The following is a 23606-nucleotide window of genomic DNA, read 5'->3' on the forward strand; positions in this document are numbered from 1 at the left end:
ACTCAGTCAATGATCTCGTGCCAGCCAACACGCCTGGTGCCACTCAGTCCTGCACCAAAGTCCGTCAGGAATGGCGTTTTTCCGCCGCTGGTGTCCGGCGCCATCAGGATGTTATCGATGAACGCCAATCCCGTGATAATACCATCTCCGTAGAACACACCTGCCCAGCCCTGGTCATCCCCGTCCAGCTTGCCATCGTTGTTCACATCGATGATGGATTTACTGGAATCCGTGGAGCCGTCCAGTTGAAGCGCCGTCAGGTAGGAGCTACCGCCGCCACCACAGGGGTCACCGCCTACCGGTATGGTTGAGGCAAAGACCACATAGCTGCCGCGAACCGCCGGTGATTCGACCACTCGCTCACCCGAACTCGGCAAATCCACATACCAGCCAAAATCGGTTGCCCAATCGAGCTTTGCGCCGTCGGTTTTACGAGCCGGCACCTGCACACCGTCAACAGTCACGGAGCCCGTGGTAACCGTGCGTTCGGCCAAGTCATCCCGGCTGAGGCCATTGTTGTTGGTATCCACCGCCGTACCTCGATCGCTGATACCGTAGAACGTCTGAGTAGCTGGCGTTGCCCCTGCCGCCGGAATATCGCCGGCATCCAGGTACTTACCTGTACCGAAGAACACCAGCAAATTCGGATCGTTCAGGTCTGTCTTGAAGGTGTTTCTGGCAATGTCCGGCTGAGCTGTGATCGGCTGAATATTGCCAAGGCTATCTTTGGCAACGAACAGAGGCGCACCATTAGGATCAACATCCCATGCAGATTTGCCGCCAGTTAGATCGATTGCCCACAGGCGGCCTTCCAGATCACCCGCGTACACCCGGTCGGCGACACCATCACTGTTCGGGTCACCCGCAGCATCCACGTTATCCACAAGCCTTGCTGGAGAAAGACCACTACCACTGCCCAACTCAATAAATTTGTTGTCGGACGGATTTTCAATGTCGAGAACAAACAAACCATTTTTGCCACTCGGCGCGCCGTAACCATTGCTGAAGACAGCACTCCAACGGTAGTCGCCATCCGCCCATTTCAACAGCGCAATCTGAACGGCCTCCGTCAGGTTGCCGAGGTTACTGTCTCCGGAAAACTCCCACATCACCGTAGAGCCTGCATTCGCGGCCGAAAACTGAGAGGGGTCTGTCACATCAAGAGCAAAGATACCTGGTTTAGCACCGCGGGAACCGCCAATCACGATCGAACGCCAGGCACCATCCACATAAACGTCGGACGTGTTTAGCGGCAAATCGACATAACTCTGATAATCCACGTTTGGATCCGTCAGCGCACTCAGGCCTTTATTTGCGTCCGTCGAGTACAGGAAACTCGGAATGTATGCCAGGACTTCTTCACCGGTGCCTGCATCAAACCCATGCAGCATGCCATCATTGGCACCCACATAAACCGCTTTGGTACGGCTCTTCATGCTGGTTTTGAAGGCACTGTATGGGGCCGCACCAAACATGGTCTTATCCGGCCAGATGCGATTGGGTTCGCCCACGTATACCGGAGCTGAATTTACGATGGCACCAAGACGGCTTTTACGATCCCGAAAGGTTACTCCTTCGGCACTCACAATCTCGTTACCCTGCAGAAAAGACAACCGAGCTTGACCAAGAGCATCTACACCCCCGGCCTTCAAGTCATTTTTCTGAGTAGTCGTCAGGTTTGCCCAAGCAAACTCAACGCCACTTCCGTTATTAGTCAGTATCAAGCGAGGGTTTGCCTGCAGATCTCGAGCATTCAACTGAGTTGCCGCATCCCATATCTGACTGCTGACCACGCCATCCTTGTCGATAGCTTCAGCTCGCAGCGTTCCCGACCATACCTGAGAGGTAAACTGGGCACTGAAAATGTATCCGCCACTCTTGAGCGAGGTAGTGTTGAAGCTTACGTTTGAGCCGCTACCAAGCTGCTGTTTGATCTTTCCGACAGCCCCTTTCAACGACTTTACAAGCAGCTCGGTAGACCTTGCATCGTAATATTCACCTTTGCCATTAACTGCCGCATGGTAGAGGTCGTCTATCTGAGCGGCATTGTCAGTCGAGCTCATGCTCACTGAACCCCAGGCAGGATTCGAGTCATGCGCATCCTGAACATCAAAATGCGTAATCCCGGCATACTTTTCACCCTGAAGGCCAAGGGCAACCGTGTAAGTATTCATGTGATATTCAGAGTTGCAATCCATCCAGGGCTTTTCCGCTCCAGTGCCGCAAGCCGGATCCAGACGAACCTCGCCGCCAGGAATGACTCCGCCACTGGCGTTCCTCAGCCCCTGATTGTAGTAATAGGCAATATCTCCCAAGGTATCGGAATACTTTTTGTTTCCAAAAGGCGCAGCCGCATTCGCGTCAGCATTGTCGGCGGAAATTGAACTGGTATTGTGTTGGTTCGACAAACCATCCGTAAAAAGCAGCGTAAAGTTGCTGCGACACTCCAGGCTGCCTCTTACAGCCGTTTTTGCGTACTGTATGCCTGCATTTTGGAGACCCAGGCGGTTAGGTGTGCCCCCACCGCTCCATTTTCCGTCATCAAACTGGCCATAATGGTCATCCAGAAAGTTCCCAATCTGGGAGTCAGAGTCGTAAATTTTGCCATCCATGTCCCTTCGGTTATTGATCCAGAAAACCCCAAGCCTCATGTTTTCAAGGCCTTGGACAGACTCGGCGATCGCCGCACGAATTGCCTGATGACGACGTCTGTAATAAGAAAACCAGTTTGCAAAGTTTTGCTGCTGATCTGCAAAGAAATCGTCCACACTACCTTCACCGCCGAGAGCCGCATAGACGTCGGTTTTGTTCAATCCGCCTGCATCCGCCACCAACTCAAGCCGTTGAATACAAGCCCCGTCTGGCGCAAAGCCCATGTTACGAGTTGGGATCTGAACACCGCTTGAATCCTTGAACCGATAGGTTTTGTTCTCATTGCGCCAATCATCGTACTCGTTGGACGCCGGCTTCAAACATGAAAACAGTTTGGTTTCGCTAGCCAAAATCGGCTGTGGACTGTTTGCATAAGTGGTTTGCGTATCCCAATAACAGCCCCAAAAGCCACAAACTCTTACTTGGTCTTGTTTGTAACAATATCCGTTGTTGGTAATGCCGTCCCACTCCGAAGCACAAGCCTGATAGCTCGCACTGACATCAAACACTTCAGCGGTTTTATTTGGCACAAACACCGTCGCGGGAACATCATCGTTTCCTAAACCCAGCTCCCCCTTTTTCGTTAAATCGAATGAAAGGGTATTTGTAAGCCCAGGGTCCAGTTCAGCATTAGTGATGCTAGCATTGGTAAACGTGCGACTAGACGTTGAAGGCCAAGGAGAATAGTCGACGTTCGGATCGTAGTATTGAAGGTTATAACCCGGAGAGCGCAGATAATAATATCGCTTTTCGAAATTCCTAAAATTATTACTGACCAACCGCTTACCTGTTTTGTATTGTCGGCCGTTTCCATAAGATCCCGACTCATCACCGGGATAGAAAATGTAGCCAGAGTCAACCGCACTGGCCACCCCAACTTCAGGCGCAATGACTTCATAATCCATACTTCCCGAATCGTCGACCACAAACATCAAGTTGTGATCAACCGCAGCATCGATAAACAAAGGCCGGTCAGTAACGGAAGCGGACCAACCTGTAGCTGGCGCGGCAATAAACATTGCGACCAGGCAACTTTTTAATCCCTGGCGAAAAAACGGATTCATTTTCATAGTCATTCTCCACGTGAATGGTCACGCAATATTTACTGAGCCCGGATAATATATGCTTCTACCGCTCGGGCCGCCTGGCCCGACGCACCGCTGCTGAACGCAACCACCCGGTACACCTTGCCGTTGGAACCGGACACCTGAACACCGTCCCCGACACCACCGGCGCCCAAACCGAAGCCTGCGGATGGTGCACTGCCGGTTGCAGGCGTTGCCTTTATGAAGTACCTGGGTGCCTCTGCCAGCAAAGGCTGCCCGGAATTATCCTGAGGCATAGGCGCCGCACGAGTACCATTGCCATGACCACCTCCCGATGGCGCTACCCAGGTTTGTGGGTCCAGCACCGCGCTGGGGGGCAGAGTTGTTTCATCATACAGGCCATTAGACGCCTGGAAGGTTGGTACCGTACCACCGCTTAGCTCAGTCTCGGCGGCTACAAGCGCTGCCTCAGCGCCTTCAAGGGCGATCTGCGCATCCCGTTGGGAAGACACCATTTTTTCCTGAGTCGTTGTTCCCTGCATGCTTGATAGCGCAAGCACCGTCAAAACCAGAAGAATAACCAGGCTCACCAGAAGCGCTGCACCTGACTGGGCATCGGGAGAGCTGGACAATGTTTGCATGGGTCGCGTCATTAACACTCTCCTCCGGTTACGGACCTGTATTCAGCAACCGATTGCGGACGCTGTAAGTTGAAGTATAAACACGGTAATAGTGACGGTCAGCTGCGGATGCAGGCGTCCAGTTATCGCCTCCACTGCAATCGGACCATGCCGGATAGCAAGCACTCTGCAGGCTGCCGGCAACATCATCTTCCGGGCTACGCACCAGCAGACTGACTTTGACCGCTTTCACATAGGTCACTGAGGTATCGTTAATCGTCGCAAGGTTGGCCGCTGTCAGGGTTTGCCAGTTATTGATAATGTTATCGCCCTGAGGACCAGAACCCACCTGCACTTGCATATCGATCACGTCAGCAATAATTTCTTGGGTATTAGCGACGCCGGTACCACCAATACCTTCAAAAACCATTGATCTTCGACCGGCGTTATCCTGAATGAAATAACGCTCAGAGAAGGGTACAAAAATATCCCCTGACGTGTAGGTATCAGGGAAGCAATTGGCAGAGCTGCTGCCGTTAGGGCAACCGCCGCCACTTTTGATGTTACCGGGTACGATGCTGTTACCTGTGTTGTGCTGAAGCTTGAGAGAGGTTTCGTTCACTCCAGACAATTGGAATACAACACCGTTGGCGCAATCTGTCAGCAGTACCACCCCGCCGGAGCCCAAAAGACCCGAGGGCAAAGAAGACACGTCAATTACTGCAGAAGATGCATTCATACCCGTCATGCTGATGCCCGGGCTACGAGCGCCCTTCAGCTCGATAGCCACGGTTCCAGCAGCCGCATCTGTTCCGTCTCCAATCGCAAATTGAATAGCTTCGGGACTGGAAAAATCGTGCAGGCCCGGGTCAAAGTTGGCGTGAGTCTCATCAAGAACACTGTCTACTTCCGCAAAGTTAAGGCAGCCCCAGTAGTCCGCATTTCGAATCGTTCGACCAAGAATATCCTGAGCCATCCTGCCGGACTCCTGCATCCTGCCAATTGACTCAGCCATCCGGAAGGAGTCGCTGCTGCTGACGAACAATTGAGCAACCCCAAGCGTTAACAGCAAGCCCAAGGTTGACGCAATCAGAAGTTCAACCAGAGTGAGGCCAGATTGTTTGCCTATGGCAATCATTGTGCAAACCTCGTAATCAGTGTGTAACTGGAGCTGCCTTCACCTGCCGCGTTGTTGCCGCTGGCGTCGAGATACATCATTCGCTCAGGCCAGGTAATGGTCGTTGTGAACTCCCGGTTGGTCGCATCCCAGGCAGAAGTAAACGTCGAGCCCTGCAGCGTGTGGGACATTTCATCGCACCACAGTTTGAATTCTCCCGATAGCGACCCGCAGGAAGCGGTATCTCCAGCCGACGCTACATAAGTCGTTGGATCGTTGACGGTTCGAGCCAGTTCACTGAGTTCCTGGGCAAACAAGGTTGCCTGAGTCCGAAGTTCCGCGTTACTGATGTTCTGCAGCGATAGCAGTTGGAGCGCCGCGGCCCCAAGTAACCCGATACCCAGAATCAATACTGCAATGAGCACCTCTATCAACGAGAATCCTCGTTGTGTGCTGCGAATGGGTGAGTGATACAGTGTCACGACAAGCTCCCTCAAGGACAAGTTGCGTTGGTGTTGTCATTGATGCGGATTTGCCCGCCCAGATTCACTTCGACATCCACGGCCGGCGTACCCGAGCGACCGCACAGCCGATATACAAACTGCTGATTCGCCATTCCGCGTCCATTGAAAACAAGGTCTGCCGCAGTGGCCGGCGTGGTCTGGCTCAAGGTAACGGATCCGGGCAAATCGTTGGTGGTTCTCAGAAGCTGTTCCGCATTGGCTGTTCCCGCCTTACAGGCTGCCAGTGAGGCGCGAACGCAAACCTCATAGCCTCTTGAGGTATCGCCGGTGTCCCGGGCGTATACGACAACACCATTGGCCCGACGAATCGCTTCAGCCCTGGCAAAATTAAGAAGCCCGGATATGTCGTTAGCCGTTGAGGCTCTCTGATTGCTATCAATCATCCGGCTGAAGTTCGGGACCGCGATAGCCGCCGTGATCCCCAGCAACACCATGACGATAAGCAACTCGATCAGAGTAAATCCGCGCTGAGTTGTGAACCTGCGCATGAACCAGCTCCCTGAATATTTTTTCATATTGGTAGAATACGAGAGTACAAAAAAACCGCCAGTTGATGTCGACAAGTGGCGGCTTCTCTCAGACAAGTGGATTGCTGTGATGAAAAACTTGAACTACGTCAAACATTCACCACATCAATCCGCAGCTCTTTAGGCATTGAAAACACAATATTCTCTTCCCTGCCGGCGACTTCCTGTGGCTCCTGTCCACCCAACTCCTTCAAGCGATTAATCACATCCGCCACCAGCACTTCCGGGGCAGAAGCACCGGCAGTTACACCAACGGCGGTTTTACCTTCCAGCCACTGGGGGTCAATCTGGCCGGCTTCGTCGATCAGGTAAGCGGGGGTGCCCATGCGCTCGGCCAGCTCCCGCAGCCGGTTTGAGTTGGAGCTGTTGGGGGAGCCCACGACCAACATGATGTCGCAGTCGCCGGCCAGTTGTTTGACAGCATCCTGTCGGTTCTGGGTGGCGTAGCAGATGTCGTCTTTGCGGGGGCCTTCGATTTTCGGGAATTTGGCGCGCAGGGCGTCGATCACCCGGGCGGTGTCGTCCATGGAGAGGGTGGTCTGGGTGACGTAGGCCAGCTGGCTTGGGTCTTTCACTTCCAGCGTTTCTACGTCGGCCTCGTCTTCCACCAGGTAGATATCACCGCCGTTGCTGTGGTCGTACTGCCCCATGGTGCCTTCGACTTCGGGGTGACCATGGTGGCCGATGAGGATGCACTCTCGTCCGTCGCGGCTGTAGCGCATCACTTCCATGTGCACTTTAGTGACCAGCGGGCAGGTGGCGTCGAAGACTTTCAGACCACGCTTGGCCGCTTCGTTCTGAACCGCCTGGGAAACACCGTGGGCGCTGAAGATCACCAGCTTGTCATCCGGCACTTCGTCCAACTCGTCAACAAAGATCGCGCCGCGCTCCCGCAGGTTGCTGACCACGAACTTGTTGTGGACCACTTCGTGGCGCACGTAGATGGGCGCACCGAACACGTCCAGCGCGCGGTTTACGATTTCGATGGCGCGGTCTACGCCGGCACAAAAGCCACGGGGGTTAGCGAGTCGGATTTGCATAGTCAGTGAGTCGGCCCTGCTGGTTCCACATCAATTATCTGCACTTCAAAGCTCAGTGTATGCCCTGCAAGCGGGTGATTAAAGTCCACATCCACCTGGTCGCCTTCCACGCGTTTGATCACGCCGGGCAGCTCCTGCTGGCGGGCATCGGCAAAGGAGATGACAACGCCCTTCTCCAGGACCATATCGGCACTGAATTCGTGGCGTTTGAAGGTCTGGATGTTGCTGGGGTTGTGCTGACCGAAAGCTTTTTCTGGCAGCACTTCAAAGGTCTGGTGATCGCCGGCTTTCAGGCCAATGAGATAGGCCTCAAAGTTTTCAGGCAGATTTTCGTCACCGATTTCCAGTGTGGCCGGTTCTTTATCAAAGGTGGAGTCTACGGTTTCACCGTCTTCGAACTTCAGGGAAAAGTGAAGGGTTACCCGGGTGCCTTTTTCGATTGGCAGTTCTTTCATAGCAATCAGTTACTCCGGTTTTGCATCGCCGCCATCTTCAGCGGGTTTGCGGAATACGTCGAGAATCATCATGGCAGCGCCGAGGGTGATGGCGGTATCCGCCAGGTTAAACGCGGGGAAATGCCAGTCCTGCCAGTAAAAATGCAAGAAATCCACCACGTAACCGTGCACCACCCGGTCGTATACATTGCCAATGGCGCCACCAAGAATGAGTACGATGGCGATGGCGCTCCAGGTTTCATGGGCTTTGAGTTTTCTAAGCCAGCCGATCAGCACCACACTGACCACCAGGGCGAGGGTGACGAAGAACCAACGCTGCCAGCCAGCGGCGTCTGCCAGAAAGCTGAACGCAGCGCCGGTGTTATGCAGCAGGGTCAAGTTGAAGCTGGGCAAAACCGGTACCGGGTTGCCGTAGGTGAGCATCGCGGTGGCCATGGCCTTGGTGCCAAGATCAACAACGATCACCAGCACCGCCAGCCACAACCACTTCAGCTTGCTACCTTCCCTGCCCTCAGCCATAACCGCATCCATCAGGCGTAGGCGCGGGTTTCGCCCGCACCATCGACATTGGTCACGCAGCGGCCGCACAGGTCGCTGTGGCCCTCATGCTGGCCAACGTCTTCACGGTGATGCCAGCAGCGTTCGCACTTGCCGTGGCTGGCGGGAACGACTTTCACCAACAGGCCTTCCAGGTTGGTCTGCTCCATGCCCACCGCTTCGCTGACCGGCTTTACCGTGGCTTCGGAGGTGATCAGCACAAAGCGCAACTCTTCGCCCAGGCGATTCAAGCGCTCAGCCAACTGGCCCTCGCAGTAAAGGGTAACTTCGGCACTCAATGAGCCTTTGATTTCACCTCGGGCGCGGGCCTCTTCCAGGCACTTGTTGACGGCTTCTTTCACGGCATAGATTTCGCGCCAGTAGTCGCGACCCAGCTCGAAGTCTTCCGGCAGCGCAGTCAGACCTTCGTACCAGGTTTCGTAGAACACAGTGTCGCCGCGCTTGCCCGGCAGGTGCTGCCAGATTTCGTCCGCGGTGAAGCTGAGGATCGGCGCAATCCAGCGCACCAGGGCTTCGGCCACATGGTACAGGGCGGTCTGGCAGGAGCGCCGGGCCAGGCTGTCAGCCTGGGTGGTGTACTGGCGGTCCTTGATGATGTCCAGGTAGAAGCCGCCGAGGGTGGCCTCGCAGAAGCTGTACACCTTCTGGTAGATGCGCAGGAACGCGTAATTCTGATAATCCTCGTGGAGCTCTTCCTGCAACTGCAGGGCGCGGTCGACCATCCAGCGATCCAGAGCAATCATGTCTTCCGGCGCTACCGTGTGCTGCTCCGGATCAAAGCCGGTCAGGTTGCTCAGCAGGAAGCGGGCGGTATTACGGATACGGCGATAGCCGTCTGCAGTCTGGCGCAGAATGTCTTTGGAAACACTCATCTCACCGCTGTAGTCGGTGGCCGAGACCCACAGCCGCAGAATGTCCGCACCCAGCTCGTTCATCACTTCCTGGGGGGCGATGACGTTGCCCATGGACTTGGACATCTTGTAGCCCTTGGCATCCACGGTAAAGCCGTGGGTCAGCACCTGCTTGTAAGGGGCTACGCCGTTCATGGCGATGGAGGTTTTCAGGGACGACTGGAACCAGCCTCTATGCTGGTCCGAACCTTCCAGGTACAAGTCGGCCGGGAACTGACCAAGCTCTTCCCGAACGCGCAGTACCGAATCGTGGGTGACGCCAGAATCGAACCAGACATCCAGGGTGTCGAGCACTTTTTCGTACTGGTCAGCATCTGCACCCAGCAGTTCTGCCTGGTCAATGTCATACCAGGCATCGATGCCGCCGGCCTCTACCGCTTCGGCCACTTTTTCGATCAGGGCCTGGGTGCTCGGGTGCAGTTCCTGAGTTTCCTTATGGATGAACAGGGTGATCGGTACGCCCCAGGTACGTTGACGGGAGATACACCAATCCGGGCTCTGCTGGAACATGGCTTCGATGCGATTCTGGCCCCAACTCGGCACCCAGCGGACGCCTTTGATCGCTTCAAGGGCATCGGCACGCAGGTTGAGCTTGTCCATGCTGATGAACCACTGCGGCGTGGCCCGGTAGATCAGCGGGGTTTTGGTGCGCCAGCAATGCGGATAGCTGTGGCGAAACTTCTCCGCTTTGACCAGCTTGCCTTCACGCTCCAGGGCGGCGCACACCGGCTCATCGGCCTTGTACACGTGCACACCGGCAAACTCGCCAGCGGCTTCGGTGTAGGTGCCGTCGGCTTTGACTAGGTTGATGGTGCCAATGCCGTAGGCCTTGCCTACTTCAAAGTCTTCCATACCGTGGTCTGGCGCGGTGTGAACTGCGCCGGTACCGGCGTCCAGGGAGACGTGATCGCCCAGCAGCACCGGCACCTGCTTGTCGTACACCGGATGGTGCAGCAGCTGGTTTTCCAGCGCGGAACCGGCCACGTTGGCCAGCACCTGGTAGTCTTCCACGCCCCAGCGAGCCATGATGCCCTGCACCATGTCGGTGGCCAGGATCATGCGCTCTTCGCCGTGGCCCACATCTACCTGTACCAGTGCGTATTCGATATCGGCACCGATGGACACCGCCTGGTTGGCGGGGATGGTCCAGGGGGTGGTGGTCCAGATCACCAGGGAGACATCACCCTGGCCGCCGTCGGCTCCAAAGGCTTTGAGGACAGCATCCTGATCCACGGCGGTAAAGCGCACATCAATCTGGGTCGAGGTTTTGTCCTGGTATTCCACCTCGGCTTCTGCCAGTGCGGACTGACCAACCACACTCCAGTAAACCGGCTTGAACCCACGCACCAAGTGGCCCTTGGCCACGATCTTGCCCAACGCCCGCACAATACCCGCTTCTACTTTCGGGTCCATGGTCAGGTAGGGTTTGTCCCACTCGCCCATCACACCCAGGCGAATGAAGTCGGCTTTCTGACCTTCGATCTGCTTGGCGGCGTAATCGCGGCAGGCCTGGCGGAAGATTTTGTAGTCGACCTTCACGCCGGCTTTGCCGATTTCCTGCTCTACCTTGTGCTCGATCGGCAGTCCGTGGCAATCCCAACCCGGCACGTAGGGTGCATCAAAACCCATAAAGCTGCGGGATTTCACGATCATGTCTTTCAGAATCTTGTTGACCGCATGCCCGATGTGAATGCTGCCGTTGGCGTAGGGAGGGCCATCGTGCAGGATGAACTTTTCCCGGCCTTCGCGTTGCTTGCGCAGGTTGCCGTACACATCGAGGTCCTGCCAGTGCTTGAGCATGTCCGGCTCTCGCTTGGCCAGGTTGCCGCGCATGGCGAAGGCGGTGTCCGGCAGATTCAGGGTATGCTTGTAGTCGCTCATGGGTGTGTGCGTACTCTTTGGTTGGTCAGTTGAATCAGGTTTCCGGCGTAGCAGGGTTGCTTGCCAGCCAGGCCCGGGCATGTTCAAAGTCCCGGGCAATCTGTTGCCGCAATTCGTCAACAGAGTCGAATTTCACTTCGTCCCGCAGGCCATGGCGGAACACGACTTCCAGATGCTGGCCATAAAGTGTGCCAGCATAGTCGAACAGGTGCACTTCCAGTGACGGCCGCTTGCCATCGACCGTGGGGCGCAGGCCAATGTTGGCGATACCATCCAGCCATTCACCACTTTCAAGCCGGGCCCGAACCACATAAACCCCACGCAAGGCCGGCATCCGGTTCAGCAGGATATTGGCGGTAGGGGCGCCGATTTGCCGCCCGAGCTGGCGACCATACACCACCCGACCGTGGATGCGATAAGGATGCCCCAGCAGGCGCTCCGCTTCTTCAAGGCCGTTCACATTCAGAGCATTGCGCACCCGGGTGCTGCTAACGCGCTCGCCATCGACCGTCACCGTCCGGGTATTCTCAACGGTAAAATCGTGCTCCTGCCCGACTTGCTCCAATAGCCGGAAATCGCCAGCGCGATCGCAGCCGAAGCGGAAGTCATCACCCACGACCAGATGACGTACGGCAAGGCCATCGATTAACACCTCTTCCACGAAGCCCATGGCCGAATAGCTGCGGAAGGTATCGTCGAAACGAATGCTCAGTACCATGTCGATGCCCTCCGCCAGCAAGGCCTGAAATTTCTGACGAAACGGCATCAGCCGAGGTGGCGCTTCTTTACCCTGAAAAAACTCCCGGGGCTGCGGCTCGAAAATCATCACGACCGAAGGCACGCCCAGTTCAACCGCTTTCTGTTTCACCTGATCGATAATGGTTTTATGGCCCAGGTGTACGCCATCGAAGTTACCGATGGTGGCCACACAGCCATCGGCCAGCGGCGAATCCGCTTGTACGGACAGGCGCTTAAGATTGGTCAGGCCTCGAATCAGACGCATGTACTGCGAACCTTAACTTGCCAGCTGGCTTTTTGGCGCACATACCCAAGGTAATGCGCTGGTGAGAAAACGCGCGATTATACCCCAGGACAGGGTGCGGTAGAAATCGCAGAAGGCATTGTATTCGGCTTACTTCTGCCGGAACTGACGCAGGCGCACGCCTGAAAGCATCAAAGCCACAAAGTAGGCCGCCACGCCCGCTCCAACCATAACCGCCATATCGGCTGTGCGCTGCAAGCCGGTGGACGCCAGCCAGTCCGCAACCGGCATATTCAGCCACAGCACCACGGCGATCAGCGCCCCATTCGCGACCGCCAGTTGCACCAGGAACTTCGGCCAGCCCGGCTGACTCTTCCACGCCCCTTGGTTGCGCAAACCGCGCCAGAGCAGGTAACCGTTCAACCAGGCAGACATTGAGGTGGCCAGCGCCAGGCCAGCATGAGCCAGCGGCACAATCAACGCCAGGTTGAACGCCATGTTGGCCACCATGGCAATGACACCGATTTTGACCGGCGTTTTGGTGTCTTCCCGGGCAAAGAAACCGGGCGCCAGCACTTTAATCAGCATGAATGCCAGCAAGCCGGCCGAATAAGCTCGTAAGCTCTGGGCCGACATGGCCACGTCGCGGTCTGTCACCTCGCCATAATGAAACAGCGTAGCGATCAATGGCTCAGCCAGCAGCGCCAGTGCGACCGCTGCAGGCACACCAATCAACAGCACCGCCCTAACGGCCCAGTCCAGAGTGGCGGCAAACTGATCCGCCGACGCTGCGGCGTGCTTTCGAGACAGGCTTGGGAGGATCACCGTGGCAATCGCAATCCCGAAAACCCCCAGCGGCAACTCAGACAAGCGGTCCGAATAGTAAAGCCAGGAAACACTGCCGGTTTGCAGAAAAGACGCCAACACCGTATCAAGCAGCAAATTGATCTGGCTGACCGACACACCGAACAGGGCCGGCACCATCAGTTTGAGAATCCGGCTGACGCCCTCGTGGTGATAATCCACCCGCGGCCGCGGCATCAGGCCGAGCTTCATCAGGAACGGCAACTGGAAAAACAACTGTAGCGCCCCGGCAATAAACACGCCCCAGGCCAGCGCCATCACCGGTTCATCCATCAAGGGAGCCAGAAAAATCGCGGCGCCAATCATGGCGAGGTTCAACAGCACCGGCGTAAACGCTGGCACCGCAAAACGGTCGTAGCTGTTCAGAATACCGCCGGCAAAAGCGGTCAGCGAAATCAACAACAGATAGGGAAAGGTAATCCGCAGCATGTCGCTGGCCAGCGCAAACTTCACCTCATCGCCCAGAAAGCCAGGAGCAAAGACCGCAGTCAGGACCGGCGCACCCAGCATGGCCACCAGAGTGACCGCCAGCAACACCAGCCCGAGAGAGCCTGCCACTGCATTCACCAGGCGCTTCACCTCGGTGATATCGCGATTTTCCCGGTACGAGGACAGCACCGGCACAAATGCCTGAGAAAACGCACCTTCAGCAAACAACCGGCGCAGAAAGTTGGGAATCTTGAAGGCCACAAAAAACGCGTCCGCAGCGGTACCTGCGCCAAAATAGCGGGCAATCACCATATCCCGCACCAGGCCAAGCACCCGGGACATCATGGTCATAATGCCAACCACGCCCGATGAGCGCAGCAATCCCGGCGCCTTGGGTGGCTCTTTGACGGTTGATGGCGGCGGCGTTGGTTGCGGTTCCGAAGACATGTTTTGAGAATCCAGAATTCAGGGTTCGGGCCGGGACGGCGTTTCGGTAATCCACAGGGCAACGATCATCACCGGCGCAAGCCCTGTGCGGCGATGGGCGAGTGTATCACAGGGCTCTGCAACGCAGGGATTACTGCGGCGTCAGCCTTGACATTTCAGGGATTCAGCGGCATAGTTCCGCGTCATTTATTCCGACGCGCTGGTTTTGGCGCGCCCGCGATGTAAACATATTCCGTTTTTATAGCAACGAATTTCAGGAGTTTTACGGTGGCAAATACCCCGCAAGCCAAAAAGCGCGCTCGTCAAAACGAGAAAAACCGCAAGCATAACGCCAGCCTGCGTTCCATGGCACGTACCTACATGAAAAAGGTCGACGCTAAAATCAATGCTGGCAACTACGAAGAAGCTCAGACTGCCATGAAGCAGGCTCAGCCTATTCTGGACAGCATGGTTAACAAAGGCATCTTTGCCAAAAACAAGGTTGCTCGTCACAAGAGCCGCCTGAACGCCAAGATCAAAGCACTGAAAGCTGCCTGAATCTAGCGTTTATAAAAAAACCGGCTTACGAGCCGGTTTTTTTTATGCGTTGAATTCAGAAACCCACGCTCAAACCACCACCAGGTTATCCCGGTGAATCATCTCCTCATCGGAGACATAGCCCAGCACATCATTAATTCGATCACTGGAGCGCCCGGCAATCGCCCTCGCCTCATCGGCATCATAATTCACCAGGCCTCGCGCAATTTCTTTGCCATTCAGATCAACACAAGACACCATCTCCCCGCGACGGAATCGACCCGTCACAGATTTCACACCCACCGGTAGCAGGCTCCTGCCACCCTGCCGCAACACCTTGACGGCACCATCGTCCAGAGTGAGCGTGCCTCGCGTTTGCAGATGACTGGCAATCCACTGCTTTCGCGCCGCCATCCTGCCCTGCTCCGGCAACAACAAGGTGCCGATCACATCACCCTGGCGCAGGCGGGCAATCGCATGCTCGATGCGCCCCCCGACAATCACCGTGAAAGCGCCAGAACGCGCCGCCAGTCTCGCCGCACGCAGTTTGGTGAGCATCCCCCCGCGCCCAAGCGCACCGGCACCGCCACCCGCCATGGCATCCAGCTCATGATCGTCGGCCTTTCGCTCGGTCACCAGCTCGGCATCGTCGTGTTTGCGGGGATCTTTATTAAACAGACCCAACTGGTCAGTAAGAATAATCAGACCATCAGCCTCGATCAGGTTGGCGACAAGCGCACCCAGTGTGTCGTTGTCGCCAAACCGAATTTCATCGGTCACCACGGTGTCATTCTCGTTAACGATGGGCACCACACCATAATCCAGCAACGTCCGCAGTGTGCTGCGACCGTTCAGGTAGCGCTTACGATCAGAAAGATCATCGTGGGTCAGCAAAATCTGGGCAGTGTGAATATCGTGGCGCTTGAACTGAGCCTCCCAGGTTTGCACCAGGCCCATCTGACCGACGGCGGCGGCAGCCTGCAACTCATGCAAGTGCTGGGGCCGGGCATTCCAGCCCAAACGGCTCATACCTTCTGCCACCGAGCCGGACGACACCACCACCACTTCAACGCCATCCGCGATCAGCTCAACAATCTGATCCACCCACAAGCCAAGGGCCGCCACGTCCAGGCCCTTTCCGTCGTTGGTCAGCAAGGCACTGCCAATCTTGATAACCAGTCGGCGGGCCTTGCGAAGCTGGAGGCGGTCACTCATGGCGGCGGTAGATCTCTTCAGGTTGCAGATTACTCGGGTGCGTAGACCACTTCGACGTCATAGTCATCGTCGTCAAAATCGTCATCGTCATCTTCTTCGCGGGCCGCTCTGCGCGCCTGGCGATCCGACTCGATTTTGGCTCGGGCCTCCTCATCCATGCGGCGGCGGCGAGCCGCTTCCTGCGCAGCAATATCGGGATTTTCGGCCTCTTCTTCCGCCTGCTCTTCAATCCAGCGCATTACTGCCTGCACCAGCGGCTTGGTGCCTTCGCCCGTCAGCGCAGACACGCTGAACACCGGGCCGTCCCAGCCGAGCTCGTCAACGATAGCCCGACAATGGGCCTCGCGGTCCTCTTCGGGCACCATGTCCACCTTGTTCAGAACCAGCCAGCGCGGCCGGCTGGCCAAGGTTTCACTGAACTTTTCCAGCTCGTGGGCAATGGCCTTAACCGCAGCCACTGGAGACGAACCGTCGTACGGCGCCACATCCACCAGGTGCAGCAACAACCGGGTACGAACCAGATGCTTGAGAAAACGAATGCCCAGGCCTGCGCCTTCTGCAGCACCTTCGATCAACCCCGGGATATCGGCGATCACAAAGCTCTGATGGGCCTGAACACTGACCACCCCAAGATTGGGCACCAGCGTCGTAAACGGATAATCAGCCACTTTCGGCTGAGCCGCAGACACCGAACGAATAAAGGTGGATTTACCCGCATTGGGCATACCCAAAAGCCCCACATCCGCCAGCACCTTGAGCTCCAGCCTCAGGTTCCGGGCTTCGCCCTCGGAACCCTTTGAGGTTTGACGCGGAGCACGGTTGATCGAGGACTTGAACCGGGTATTGCCCAGCCCGTGAAACCCACCCTGAGCCACCTTCAGGCGCTGACCCTCTTTGGTAAGGTCGCCCAGCACTTCGTGAGTGTCCATATCCACAACCGTGGTTCCAACCGGCACCGGCAACACCAGATCTTCACCTTTGGTGCCAGTACAGTTACGACCGGAACCCGGCTCTCCGTTCGGTGCCTTGTGTCTGCGCTGAAAGCGATAATCAATCAGCGTGTTCAGGGCGCTGTCGGCCTCCAGGTAGACGGAACCCCCATCCCCGCCGTCACCGCCGTCGGGACCACCCTTGGGTATATACTTTTCCCGCCGGAAACTCAGACAGCCATGGCCGCCTTTTCCCGCTTCAACAATGATGGTGGCTTCGTCTACAAATTTCATACGCCTGATGCCTTTGCATAAACTAAAAAGCCCCGCAGCCTCATGGAAGCTTTGCGGGGCTCCGGATTCACCTGAGGAACTGATCAGATCAGCATATCAGGCAAACCCAAGGTTCGACAGAACCGGATCGCCGCTGCTTACGCAGCTGGAACGATGCTCACGAACTTGCGGTTCTGCGGGCCTTTGGTTTCGAACTTCACCTGACCTTCCGCTTTCGCGAACAGGGTGTGGTCCTTGCCAATGCCTACGTTACTACCAGCGTGGAAACGGGTACCGCGCTGACGGATGATGATGCTGCCTGCAGTGACAGTCTCGCCGCCGTAGCGCTTGACACCAAGTCGTTTCGACTCGGAATCGCGACCGTTACGGGTACTACCTGCTGCTTTTTTGTGAGCCATGACAGGCCTCCTTAATTGGGGGGTTATTCCAGAGCTTAGCCCTGAATACCCGTGATCTTGACTTCAGTGAACCACTGACGGTGGCCCTGACGCTTCATGTGATGCTTACGACGACGGAACTTGATGATGTTGATCTTGTCGTGACGACCATGGCTAACCACCTCAGCAGTCACCTTGGCACCGTCAACAACCGGAGCACCCACTTTAACGTCGTCGCCGTTCACTACCAGCAGAACGCGGTCAAACTCAACAGAGCCGCCGGTTTCAACTTCCAGCTTTTCCAGCTTCAGAGTTTCGCCTTCTTTAACACGGTGCTGTTTACCACCGCTAACAATAACTGCGTACATTCTATGTCTCCGCGATTGACCCATCCCTGCTCTTATCCACCTGGTTCTAAGGGAAGCACTTCGGCAACCCTATAGCAGGGAGCGCAGGTTGGGATGAGTTGGGCGCGTGATTGTACGAAAAGGCGCCGGGCAATACAAGCGAGTTTACGACTCAAGTTGACACTGTAGGCAGCAATACCTAGCATTGCCGCGACCTGCCCGAAAACTCAACGAAAACACCAGCAAGGGACGTTTCAGCCCGATGACAGCCCAGCGTATCCATGACACCGTGGCCGACGACTTCAGCCGCGTTAATGACCTGATTATCAAGCGGCTTGCCTCGGATGTCCCGATGGTGGAAAAAATCGCCCATTACATTATTGAAAGTGGCGGTAAGCGCCTGAGGCCATTGCTGGTTTTGCTGTCCAGCCGGGCGGCAGGCTACCACCAGGACGACCACCTGAAGCTGGCCGCCGTGATCGAATTCCTGCACACCGCCACCCTGTTGCACGACGATGTGGTGGACACCTCCGACATGCGTCGGGGCCGCAGCACCGCCAACGCCAAGTGGGGCAATGCGCCGAGCGTACTGGTAGGTGATTTCCTGTATGCCCGGGCCTTCGAGATGATGGTGGAGCTGGAAAGCCTGCCGATCATGAACGTGCTGTCCCACGCCACGGCGGTGATTGCCGAGGGCGAGGTGATGCAGCTGATGAACGTGAAGAACCCGGACCTCACCGAAGAGCAGTACATGGTGGTTATCCATAACAAGACCGCCATGCTGTTCGAAGCGTCCTCCCACACAGGCGCGCTCCTGGCGGGCGCCGATGAAACACAGGAAGCCGCCCTGAAAGACTACGGCAAGCACCTGGGCCTGGCGTTTCAGCTGGTGGATGACGTGCTGGACTATCAGGGCGACGCCGAAGCCATGGGCAAGAACGTGGGCGACGACCTGGCCGAAGGCAAGACCACCCTGCCCCTGATTTACGCCATGGCCAAGGGTAGCGATGAAGAGCGCCAGCTGATTCGCCAGGCGATCCGTAAAGGCGGGCTGGACGACCTGCCGAAGGTACTGGAAATAGTAAAGTCCTCCGGAGCCATCGAATACACCATGGCGAAGGCGAAAGAGCAGGCGCAGATTGCGAAAGACCTGCTGGCCTGCCTGCCGGAGTCCGAGCACCGGCAATCCCTGGAACTGCTGACCGAAGCGGCGGTCGCCCGGGTCAGCTAATCCGGAATCAGCCGAGGCGCCCACGCCCGTGAGGCGCCTCGAAGTCCAGATCTGGCCCCACCGGCACAATCTGGGTGGGGTTAATGGTGCGCTGGCTCACGTAGTAATGCTGCTTGATCTGGCGAATGTCCACCGTCTCTGCCACGCCTGATACCTGATACAGCTCCCGCAAATAGCCGGACAGGTTCGGATAATCCCGGATCTGCTGGCGATTGCATTTGAAGTGGCTGTAATACACCGCATCAAACCGGATCAGCGTGGCGAACAAGCGCCAGTCAGCTTCGGTGATCTGGCTACCAGTGACATATCGCTGGCTCTCCAATTTCGCTTCCAACCAGTCCAGTGATTCAAACAGCGCCTTGTAGGCCTCTTCGTATTTGTCCTGGGCGGTGGCAAAACCGGCCTTGTATACGCCGTTGTTGACCGTGTCGTACACCCGCTCGTTTACTGCATCGATTTCACTGCGCAAACTTTCCGGGTACAGGTCCAGATCCGCGTTTACGCCATCCAGCTCATTAAACGCCGAATTGAACATGCGAATGATATCGGCGGATTCATTACTGACGATGGTTTCCCGCTGCTTGTCCCAGAGCACCGGCACCGTCACCCGCCCCGAATAATCCGGCGCCGCCCGGGTGTATACCTGGTGCATGAACTCTGAGTTGTATAGGTGGTCCTGGTGCTCCGTACCTCCGGGCCGGAACTCCCAGCCGTTCTCGACCATGTCCGGATGCACCACAGACACATCGATGTGTTGCTCAAGACCTTTGAGCTTCCGGAAAATCAAAGTGCGATGCGCCCAGGGGCAGGCCATGGACACATACAGGTGATAACGCCCGCTCTCGGCGGCAAAGCCACCCTCACCTACCGGCCCGGCGGAGCCGTCTGCGGTGACCCAGTTCCGGAAGCGGGCAGCCTCACGCTCGAACTTGCCGCCGGTTTTGCCAGTGTCGTACCACTGGTCGTGCCATTTGCCGTCTACCAATAAGCCCATCGAAGCCTCCGTTGGGGTCAGACCCCCGTTACAATTGTTGCAGACAGGCTAGCGGGTTGACTGCTAGGCTGATAGCAAGCATTTCTGGCAAACACTTTCAGATAATTCGAACATGCATACAGCCATTACGATTGACGCCCTCAAGGTGCTCGACGCCATTGACCGCAGAGGCAGCTTTGCCGGGGCAGCGGGAGAGTTGTTCCGGGTTCCGTCAGCGATCAGTTACACGGTTCAGAAGCTCGAGGAAGACCTCAGCGTCAGTATCTTTGACCGTACCGGTCACAAGGCGGTTTTAACGCCTGCCGGCCGGTACCTTCTGGAAGAGGGGCGCTCACTGCTTGAGGCCGCCGAAAACCTCGCCCACAGCACCCGGCAAGTTGCCCAGGGATGGGAAACCCGACTGCGAATCGGCTTTAATTCGCTGCTTCCCGCTGAATGCCTGTTCCCTGCCATTGAGGCGTTTCAGACACTAGGCGTACCGGTAGACGTGCAAGTTGTTGAGGAGGTATTTGCCGGCACCTGGGATGCCCTGCAAAGCAGGCGGGTCGATATGATTGTCGGGGCAGATCAGCTCAGCAAGCCTGCGGGCTCGTTCACCACCAAGGCGTTGGGGCACATGCCTTTCGTGTTCGCCGTCGCCGCCAACCACCCTCTGGCGAGCGCCCGCGAGCCACTTACAGAGTCAGAAATTGCCCGCTACCCGGCTGCGGTTGCCGCCGACACTTCCCGCTCACTGCCACCAGGCCATGCGGGCATTTTCCGGCGGCAACGCACAATTACGGTCAGCAATATCGACCAGAAAATCGCCGTGCAACAGGCAGGCCTGGGTGTCGGCTGGCTGCCTGAACCCCGAATTTGCAAACAGCTTGCGGACGGATCGCTTGTTGCCAAGGCCGTGCATGAGCCTCGAGCCCCCATCAGCATACACCTGGCGCGCCACAGTGACGACAAAGGCAAGGCCTTGATGTGGTTCTGGAATCAACTGGGGGAAGGTGATGCGCTCCGGAACTGGCTGCAATCCGATCCGGCCTGAGGCAACAGGGTCAACCGCAGTCCAGTCGCTTTGAGATATACTGCTGATCCGTCTGGTAAAACGTGACACACAAGGGAGTGCGCTAGATGCGTCAGCTGTCGGAACTGGATGCCTCGTTTCTGTATCTGGAATCAGAAACCACGCCCATGCACATCGGCGGCGTTTACCTTTTTGATGCCAGCGGCCTGGCAACCCCCCTCGCTTTCAGCACGTTTGTGGCGTACTTGCGCAGCCGACTGCACGTCGCGCCGCTGTTTCGCCAGAAATTGAAGGAAATCCCGCTTCGGCTTGGCCGCCCTTACTGGATTGACGATCCGGACTTCAGTATCGAAAGGCACCTGGCTTATGTGAACCTGGGCGAGCACGGGCAGCAAGCCAGCATCATGTCACTCGCGTCGAAGATACTGGAAGAGCCCCTGAAACGCGATCGCCCGCTGTGGCACATCACCTTTGTAGACGGTTTCCAGATTGATAGCCCTGAGGGCGGGAAAGAAGGCTTTGCACTGATCGTAAAACTGCATCACGCATCGATTGACGCCTTCAGTGGCGAAGAAATCATGGGCAAACTTCTTGAGTACACACCGGAACCCAGGGCCATCAGCCTGCCCCGCCCCTGGCAACCGCGGCCGGAACCCTCAGAGGAACGCGTATTTCTGCAGGCCAGCGCGAACATGCTGAAAACCCCCATGCAATTTGCCTCTCTCGCCTACAGCGCCGCAGAGGCCACCGCCCGGGGACTGATACAGAAACAGCTGCACAAACTGCCACTGCCACTTCCGCTGTTTACTGCGCCCCACAGCCCTTTCAACCGGCAGATAACCGCCAATCGGAAGATTGTTTCTGCCAGCGTACAACTGTCACGTTTAAAAGCGATCAAGGCGAGCCTGGGTGATGTCACCCTCAACGATGTGGTACTGGGCCTCTGCGCCGAAACGCTGCGCCGCTATCTGACACTGCAGGGCATTGATAACTCGAAATCGCTGGTTGCCATGACTCCGATTTCCGTCAGATCCAGCAGCTTGCGTCGCGCCACCGGCAATCAGATGTCAGCCATGCTGCTGGATCTAGCCACCGCAGAGCCCGACCCAGCCGCCAGAATACGACGTATTCACCGCAATGCGGTTGAGTCCGAACCTTACCGGGAAGCGATAGCCGCAGACCGCCTCACCGAGCTGCTGCCATCAACACTCCTGGCCCTGTCAGCCCGGCTTTATTCAGAATTTCAGGTCGCCCAACGCTATCAACCCCTTTTTAACCTGCCCATTACCAATGTACCCGGGCCTCAGGTGCCTCTGTATCTGCAGGGTGCCAAGCTGGTACAGCAGTACAACAGCGCACCACTGTTCGACAGCATGGGGCTTGTGGTGGTTGCCGTAAGCTATGAAGGCCAGCTGACACTGAACTTCACTCTGTGTCCGGACGTCGCACCGGACGGTGAATGCCTGACAGACCTGGTGCAGGAAAGCCTCGACACCATTGAAAAGATGGCATCCTCGGCCAGCTCAGACCACGCTCCTGAGTTTCCTATAACAAGCACACCGACCCTGACGGACGGCGTGCTGAGCTATCTTGAAGGTCTTCTGAAAAAGCGCCTGCCTCGAACCAGGCGCTAGCAAAAGGCTCTCTGTCGGTTACTCAAAGGCCCAGCGGAGGAAGGTTTTCTTTTCTTCGTCCGTTGCCTGCCCCCAGAGAGCCTGCAATTTTTCCAGCGTGTTGACCGGGGCAGCGTCAGGGGCCCCCTCACCAGCCCCTGAAACCGGCGTGCGTGCTGTGAGCTGGCCACTCCAGGCTTCCGCTCGGGCGACCACATCGCCGTTCGCGCCGATAAGAGATGCTGAAAAGTTATCCCTGAGCGCTTCCGCCTCTTTGCGATTGGACGGCTTGTCAAAGTCAAAGCTATAAACCACGCCAGGCTCCGCCTGGAAGCGCATCACTTTGGGCTCGGTTTCCACCACATGCACCTTGGACTCACCGTTGTTCACCACCCCCGTCTTCGCCCAAATGGTCTTGTAGGTGAACACAACCACATTGTTTCCGGGCAAAAGCCCGTAATCCAGCGCCAGATCGTCCATCAGGAAGTTTTGCATCGCTTTGCCATTTACACGGGTCACCTGAATATTGCCGGGAGCCTTCAGAACGGCAGGTTCGGTGGAGCCTGGCAACTCTCCTTCCCAGGTGTCTATCCGGGTCAGCGTGGATGCGCAACCTGCAATCAATAAGCTCATGGTTATCGCCGCCAACTTGAAAAGTCTACCAACGTGACACACAATCATTTTTGTATCCTTTGTAAAAAAATGTTGAATTCGGCTGTAATTGGGCTAATTCTAAACAGGTCGGCACAAACAATGCGACGCCCGAAAAGAAAAAAATAAGTGGGCTCAGGAGAAAACATGGACATTCAAAGTCGGTCTGGCGAGAACGCCCCGCCACCTTTTCGGAGCAGCCGCTTCTTCTGTGTGGGTAGCAAATGGTATTTCACGACCCGGGAAGGCTTCGACAGCGGGCCTTTTGCCTCTCGGGAACGGGCTGAAATCGGCCTAAGGCGCTTCCTGCACGTAGTGCGTTTACTGCCGGAAGAACAGCAAATCCACTGACCCTGAGTTTCACCCCCAAACAG

At 56.6% G+C, this 23606-nt stretch carries 22 protein-coding genes; 5 read left to right on the forward strand and 17 right to left on the reverse strand.

Features of this window, described 5'->3' with window-relative positions; all coding sequences use genetic code 11:
• Positions 1-2: 2 nt before the first annotated feature.
• The 11 genes from QPL95_RS14635 to murJ all read right to left on the reverse strand — a co-directional run bounded on the left by QPL95_RS14635 (position 3) and on the right by murJ (position 14053).
• On the reverse strand, positions 3-3722 hold the full coding sequence (locus QPL95_RS14635; RefSeq protein ID WP_303291736.1) for a pilus assembly protein: 3720 nt from the start codon (positions 3720-3722) through the stop codon (positions 3-5).
• Between the two features lie 32 nt (positions 3723-3754).
• Positions 3755-4351: a PilX N-terminal domain-containing pilus assembly protein gene (locus QPL95_RS14640; protein ID WP_303291737.1), complete on the reverse strand. Its 597-nt coding sequence runs from the start codon at positions 4349-4351 to the stop codon at positions 3755-3757.
• 16 nt (positions 4352-4367) lie between these two features.
• On the reverse strand, positions 4368-5456 hold the full coding sequence (locus QPL95_RS14645; protein ID WP_303291738.1) for a PilW family protein: 1089 nt from the start codon (positions 5454-5456) through the stop codon (positions 4368-4370).
• Positions 5453-5917 (reverse strand): type IV pilus modification protein PilV, encoded by a 465-nt coding sequence (pilV, locus tag QPL95_RS14650; RefSeq protein WP_303291739.1) that lies wholly within the window; start codon positions 5915-5917, stop codon positions 5453-5455. Before pilV ends, QPL95_RS14645 begins: the two co-directional genes overlap by 4 nt.
• 11 nt (positions 5918-5928) lie before the next feature.
• The gene (locus QPL95_RS14655) at positions 5929-6447 is read right to left on the reverse strand and encodes a GspH/FimT family pseudopilin (RefSeq protein WP_303291740.1); all 519 of its coding nucleotides are present in this window, start codon (positions 6445-6447) and stop codon (positions 5929-5931) included.
• 128 nt (positions 6448-6575) lie between these two features.
• Positions 6576-7526: a 4-hydroxy-3-methylbut-2-enyl diphosphate reductase gene (gene ispH, locus QPL95_RS14660; protein WP_303291741.1), complete on the reverse strand. Its 951-nt coding sequence runs from the start codon at positions 7524-7526 to the stop codon at positions 6576-6578.
• Between the two features lie 2 nt (positions 7527-7528).
• A complete protein-coding gene (gene fkpB, locus QPL95_RS14665) occupies positions 7529-7981 on the reverse strand; it encodes an FKBP-type peptidyl-prolyl cis-trans isomerase (RefSeq protein WP_303291742.1) in 453 nt (150 codons plus the stop codon).
• Positions 7982-7990: 9 nt separating this feature from the next.
• Entirely contained in the window at positions 7991-8512 is a 522-nt protein-coding gene (lspA, locus tag QPL95_RS14670; protein WP_303291743.1) for a signal peptidase II, read from the reverse strand.
• The gene (gene ileS / locus QPL95_RS14675) at positions 8512-11331 is read right to left on the reverse strand and encodes an isoleucine--tRNA ligase (RefSeq protein WP_303291744.1); all 2820 of its coding nucleotides are present in this window, start codon (positions 11329-11331) and stop codon (positions 8512-8514) included. Before ileS ends, lspA begins: the two co-directional genes overlap by 1 nt.
• A gap of 34 nt (positions 11332-11365) precedes the next feature.
• The gene (gene ribF, locus QPL95_RS14680) at positions 11366-12334 is read right to left on the reverse strand and encodes a bifunctional riboflavin kinase/FAD synthetase (RefSeq protein WP_303291745.1); all 969 of its coding nucleotides are present in this window, start codon (positions 12332-12334) and stop codon (positions 11366-11368) included.
• A gap of 129 nt (positions 12335-12463) precedes the next feature.
• Entirely contained in the window at positions 12464-14053 is a 1590-nt protein-coding gene (gene murJ, locus QPL95_RS14685) for a murein biosynthesis integral membrane protein MurJ (protein WP_303291746.1), read from the reverse strand.
• A 267-nt stretch (positions 14054-14320) separates the two neighbouring features.
• On the opposite strand from murJ, the gene rpsT reads away from it, so the two are divergent.
• Positions 14321-14590, forward strand: coding sequence for a 30S ribosomal protein S20 (gene rpsT / locus QPL95_RS14690; protein WP_303291747.1), 270 nt, complete (start codon positions 14321-14323; stop codon positions 14588-14590).
• A gap of 69 nt (positions 14591-14659) precedes the next feature.
• On the opposite strand, the gene proB is transcribed toward rpsT, so the two are convergent.
• The 4 genes from proB to rplU form a co-directional block, all read right to left on the reverse strand.
• The gene (proB, locus tag QPL95_RS14695) at positions 14660-15784 is read right to left on the reverse strand and encodes a glutamate 5-kinase (RefSeq protein WP_303291748.1); all 1125 of its coding nucleotides are present in this window, start codon (positions 15782-15784) and stop codon (positions 14660-14662) included.
• A 29-nt stretch (positions 15785-15813) separates the two neighbouring features.
• Positions 15814-17007 (reverse strand): Obg family GTPase CgtA, encoded by a 1194-nt coding sequence (cgtA, locus tag QPL95_RS14700; RefSeq protein ID WP_303291749.1) that lies wholly within the window; start codon positions 17005-17007, stop codon positions 15814-15816.
• Between the two features lie 137 nt (positions 17008-17144).
• On the reverse strand, positions 17145-17405 hold the full coding sequence (rpmA, locus tag QPL95_RS14705) for a 50S ribosomal protein L27 (protein ID WP_022987754.1): 261 nt from the start codon (positions 17403-17405) through the stop codon (positions 17145-17147).
• Between the two features lie 35 nt (positions 17406-17440).
• Entirely contained in the window at positions 17441-17752 is a 312-nt protein-coding gene (gene rplU / locus QPL95_RS14710; protein WP_303291750.1) for a 50S ribosomal protein L21, read from the reverse strand.
• A gap of 241 nt (positions 17753-17993) precedes the next feature.
• On the opposite strand from rplU, the gene ispB reads away from it, so the two are divergent.
• Complete coding sequence (gene ispB, locus QPL95_RS14715) at positions 17994-18962, forward strand: octaprenyl diphosphate synthase (RefSeq protein WP_303291751.1); 969 nt, start codon at positions 17994-17996, stop codon at positions 18960-18962.
• A 7-nt stretch (positions 18963-18969) separates the two neighbouring features.
• Here ispB and QPL95_RS14720 read toward each other — a convergent pair whose 3' ends face one another.
• Positions 18970-19956 carry a glutathione S-transferase family protein gene (locus QPL95_RS14720; RefSeq protein WP_303291752.1) on the reverse strand — a complete coding sequence of 329 codons (987 nt, stop codon included), beginning with the start codon at positions 19954-19956 and terminating at the stop codon, positions 18970-18972.
• 112 nt (positions 19957-20068) lie between these two features.
• Between QPL95_RS14720 and QPL95_RS14725 the strand changes: the two genes are divergently transcribed.
• Entirely contained in the window at positions 20069-20989 is a 921-nt protein-coding gene (locus QPL95_RS14725; protein WP_303291753.1) for a LysR substrate-binding domain-containing protein, read from the forward strand.
• Positions 20990-21075: 86 nt separating this feature from the next.
• The gene (locus QPL95_RS14730; RefSeq protein WP_303291754.1) at positions 21076-22602 is read left to right on the forward strand and encodes a wax ester/triacylglycerol synthase family O-acyltransferase; all 1527 of its coding nucleotides are present in this window, start codon (positions 21076-21078) and stop codon (positions 22600-22602) included.
• 18 nt (positions 22603-22620) lie between these two features.
• Here QPL95_RS14730 and QPL95_RS14735 read toward each other — a convergent pair whose 3' ends face one another.
• Positions 22621-23214 carry a DUF2057 family protein gene (locus QPL95_RS14735; RefSeq protein WP_303291755.1) on the reverse strand — a complete coding sequence of 198 codons (594 nt, stop codon included), beginning with the start codon at positions 23212-23214 and terminating at the stop codon, positions 22621-22623.
• A 165-nt stretch (positions 23215-23379) separates the two neighbouring features.
• Here QPL95_RS14735 and QPL95_RS14740 point away from each other — a divergent pair, with 165 nt between their 5' ends.
• Positions 23380-23583 (forward strand): DUF6316 family protein, encoded by a 204-nt coding sequence (locus tag QPL95_RS14740; protein WP_303291756.1) that lies wholly within the window; start codon positions 23380-23382, stop codon positions 23581-23583.
• Positions 23584-23606: the final 23 nt, after the last annotated feature.

It is taken from the genome of Marinobacter sp. SS5-14b, from assembly GCF_030541005.1.
Classification (GTDB): Bacteria; Pseudomonadota; Gammaproteobacteria; order Pseudomonadales; family Oleiphilaceae; genus Marinobacter.

Bases quoted from the DNA above. Each gene is read 5' to 3' on its own strand.
- fkpB (WP_303291742.1), bottom strand. From the start codon at position 7,981: ATGAAAGAACTGCCAATCGAAAAAGGCACCCGGGTAACCCTTCACTTT.
- QPL95_RS14735 (WP_303291755.1), bottom strand. From the start codon at position 23,214: ATGAGCTTATTGATTGCAGGTTGCGCATCCACGCTGACCCGGATAGAC.
- cgtA (WP_303291749.1), bottom strand. From the start codon at position 17,007: ATGAAATTTGTAGACGAAGCCACCATCATTGTTGAAGCGGGAAAAGGC.
- QPL95_RS14645 (WP_303291738.1), bottom strand. From the start codon at position 5,456: ATGATTGCCATAGGCAAACAATCTGGCCTCACTCTGGTTGAACTTCTG.
- ileS (WP_303291744.1), bottom strand. From the start codon at position 11,331: ATGAGCGACTACAAGCATACCCTGAATCTGCCGGACACCGCCTTCGCC.
- ispH (WP_303291741.1), bottom strand. From the start codon at position 7,526: ATGCAAATCCGACTCGCTAACCCCCGTGGCTTTTGTGCCGGCGTAGAC.
- QPL95_RS14635 (WP_303291736.1), bottom strand. From the start codon at position 3,722: ATGAAAATGAATCCGTTTTTTCGCCAGGGATTAAAAAGTTGCCTGGTC.
- QPL95_RS14730 (WP_303291754.1), top strand. From the start codon at position 21,076: ATGCGTCAGCTGTCGGAACTGGATGCCTCGTTTCTGTATCTGGAATCA.
- rpmA (WP_022987754.1), bottom strand. From the start codon at position 17,405: ATGGCTCACAAAAAAGCAGCAGGTAGTACCCGTAACGGTCGCGATTCC.
- rplU (WP_303291750.1), bottom strand. From the start codon at position 17,752: ATGTACGCAGTTATTGTTAGCGGTGGTAAACAGCACCGTGTTAAAGAA.
- QPL95_RS14725 (WP_303291753.1), top strand. From the start codon at position 20,069: ATGCATACAGCCATTACGATTGACGCCCTCAAGGTGCTCGACGCCATT.
- QPL95_RS14655 (WP_303291740.1), bottom strand. From the start codon at position 6,447: ATGCGCAGGTTCACAACTCAGCGCGGATTTACTCTGATCGAGTTGCTT.
- QPL95_RS14720 (WP_303291752.1), bottom strand. From the start codon at position 19,956: ATGGGCTTATTGGTAGACGGCAAATGGCACGACCAGTGGTACGACACT.
- murJ (WP_303291746.1), bottom strand. From the start codon at position 14,053: ATGTCTTCGGAACCGCAACCAACGCCGCCGCCATCAACCGTCAAAGAG.
- lspA (WP_303291743.1), bottom strand. From the start codon at position 8,512: ATGGATGCGGTTATGGCTGAGGGCAGGGAAGGTAGCAAGCTGAAGTGG.
- proB (WP_303291748.1), bottom strand. From the start codon at position 15,784: ATGAGTGACCGCCTCCAGCTTCGCAAGGCCCGCCGACTGGTTATCAAG.
- ispB (WP_303291751.1), top strand. From the start codon at position 17,994: ATGACAGCCCAGCGTATCCATGACACCGTGGCCGACGACTTCAGCCGC.
- QPL95_RS14740 (WP_303291756.1), top strand. From the start codon at position 23,380: ATGGACATTCAAAGTCGGTCTGGCGAGAACGCCCCGCCACCTTTTCGG.
- ribF (WP_303291745.1), bottom strand. From the start codon at position 12,334: ATGCGTCTGATTCGAGGCCTGACCAATCTTAAGCGCCTGTCCGTACAA.
- QPL95_RS14640 (WP_303291737.1), bottom strand. From the start codon at position 4,351: ATGACGCGACCCATGCAAACATTGTCCAGCTCTCCCGATGCCCAGTCA.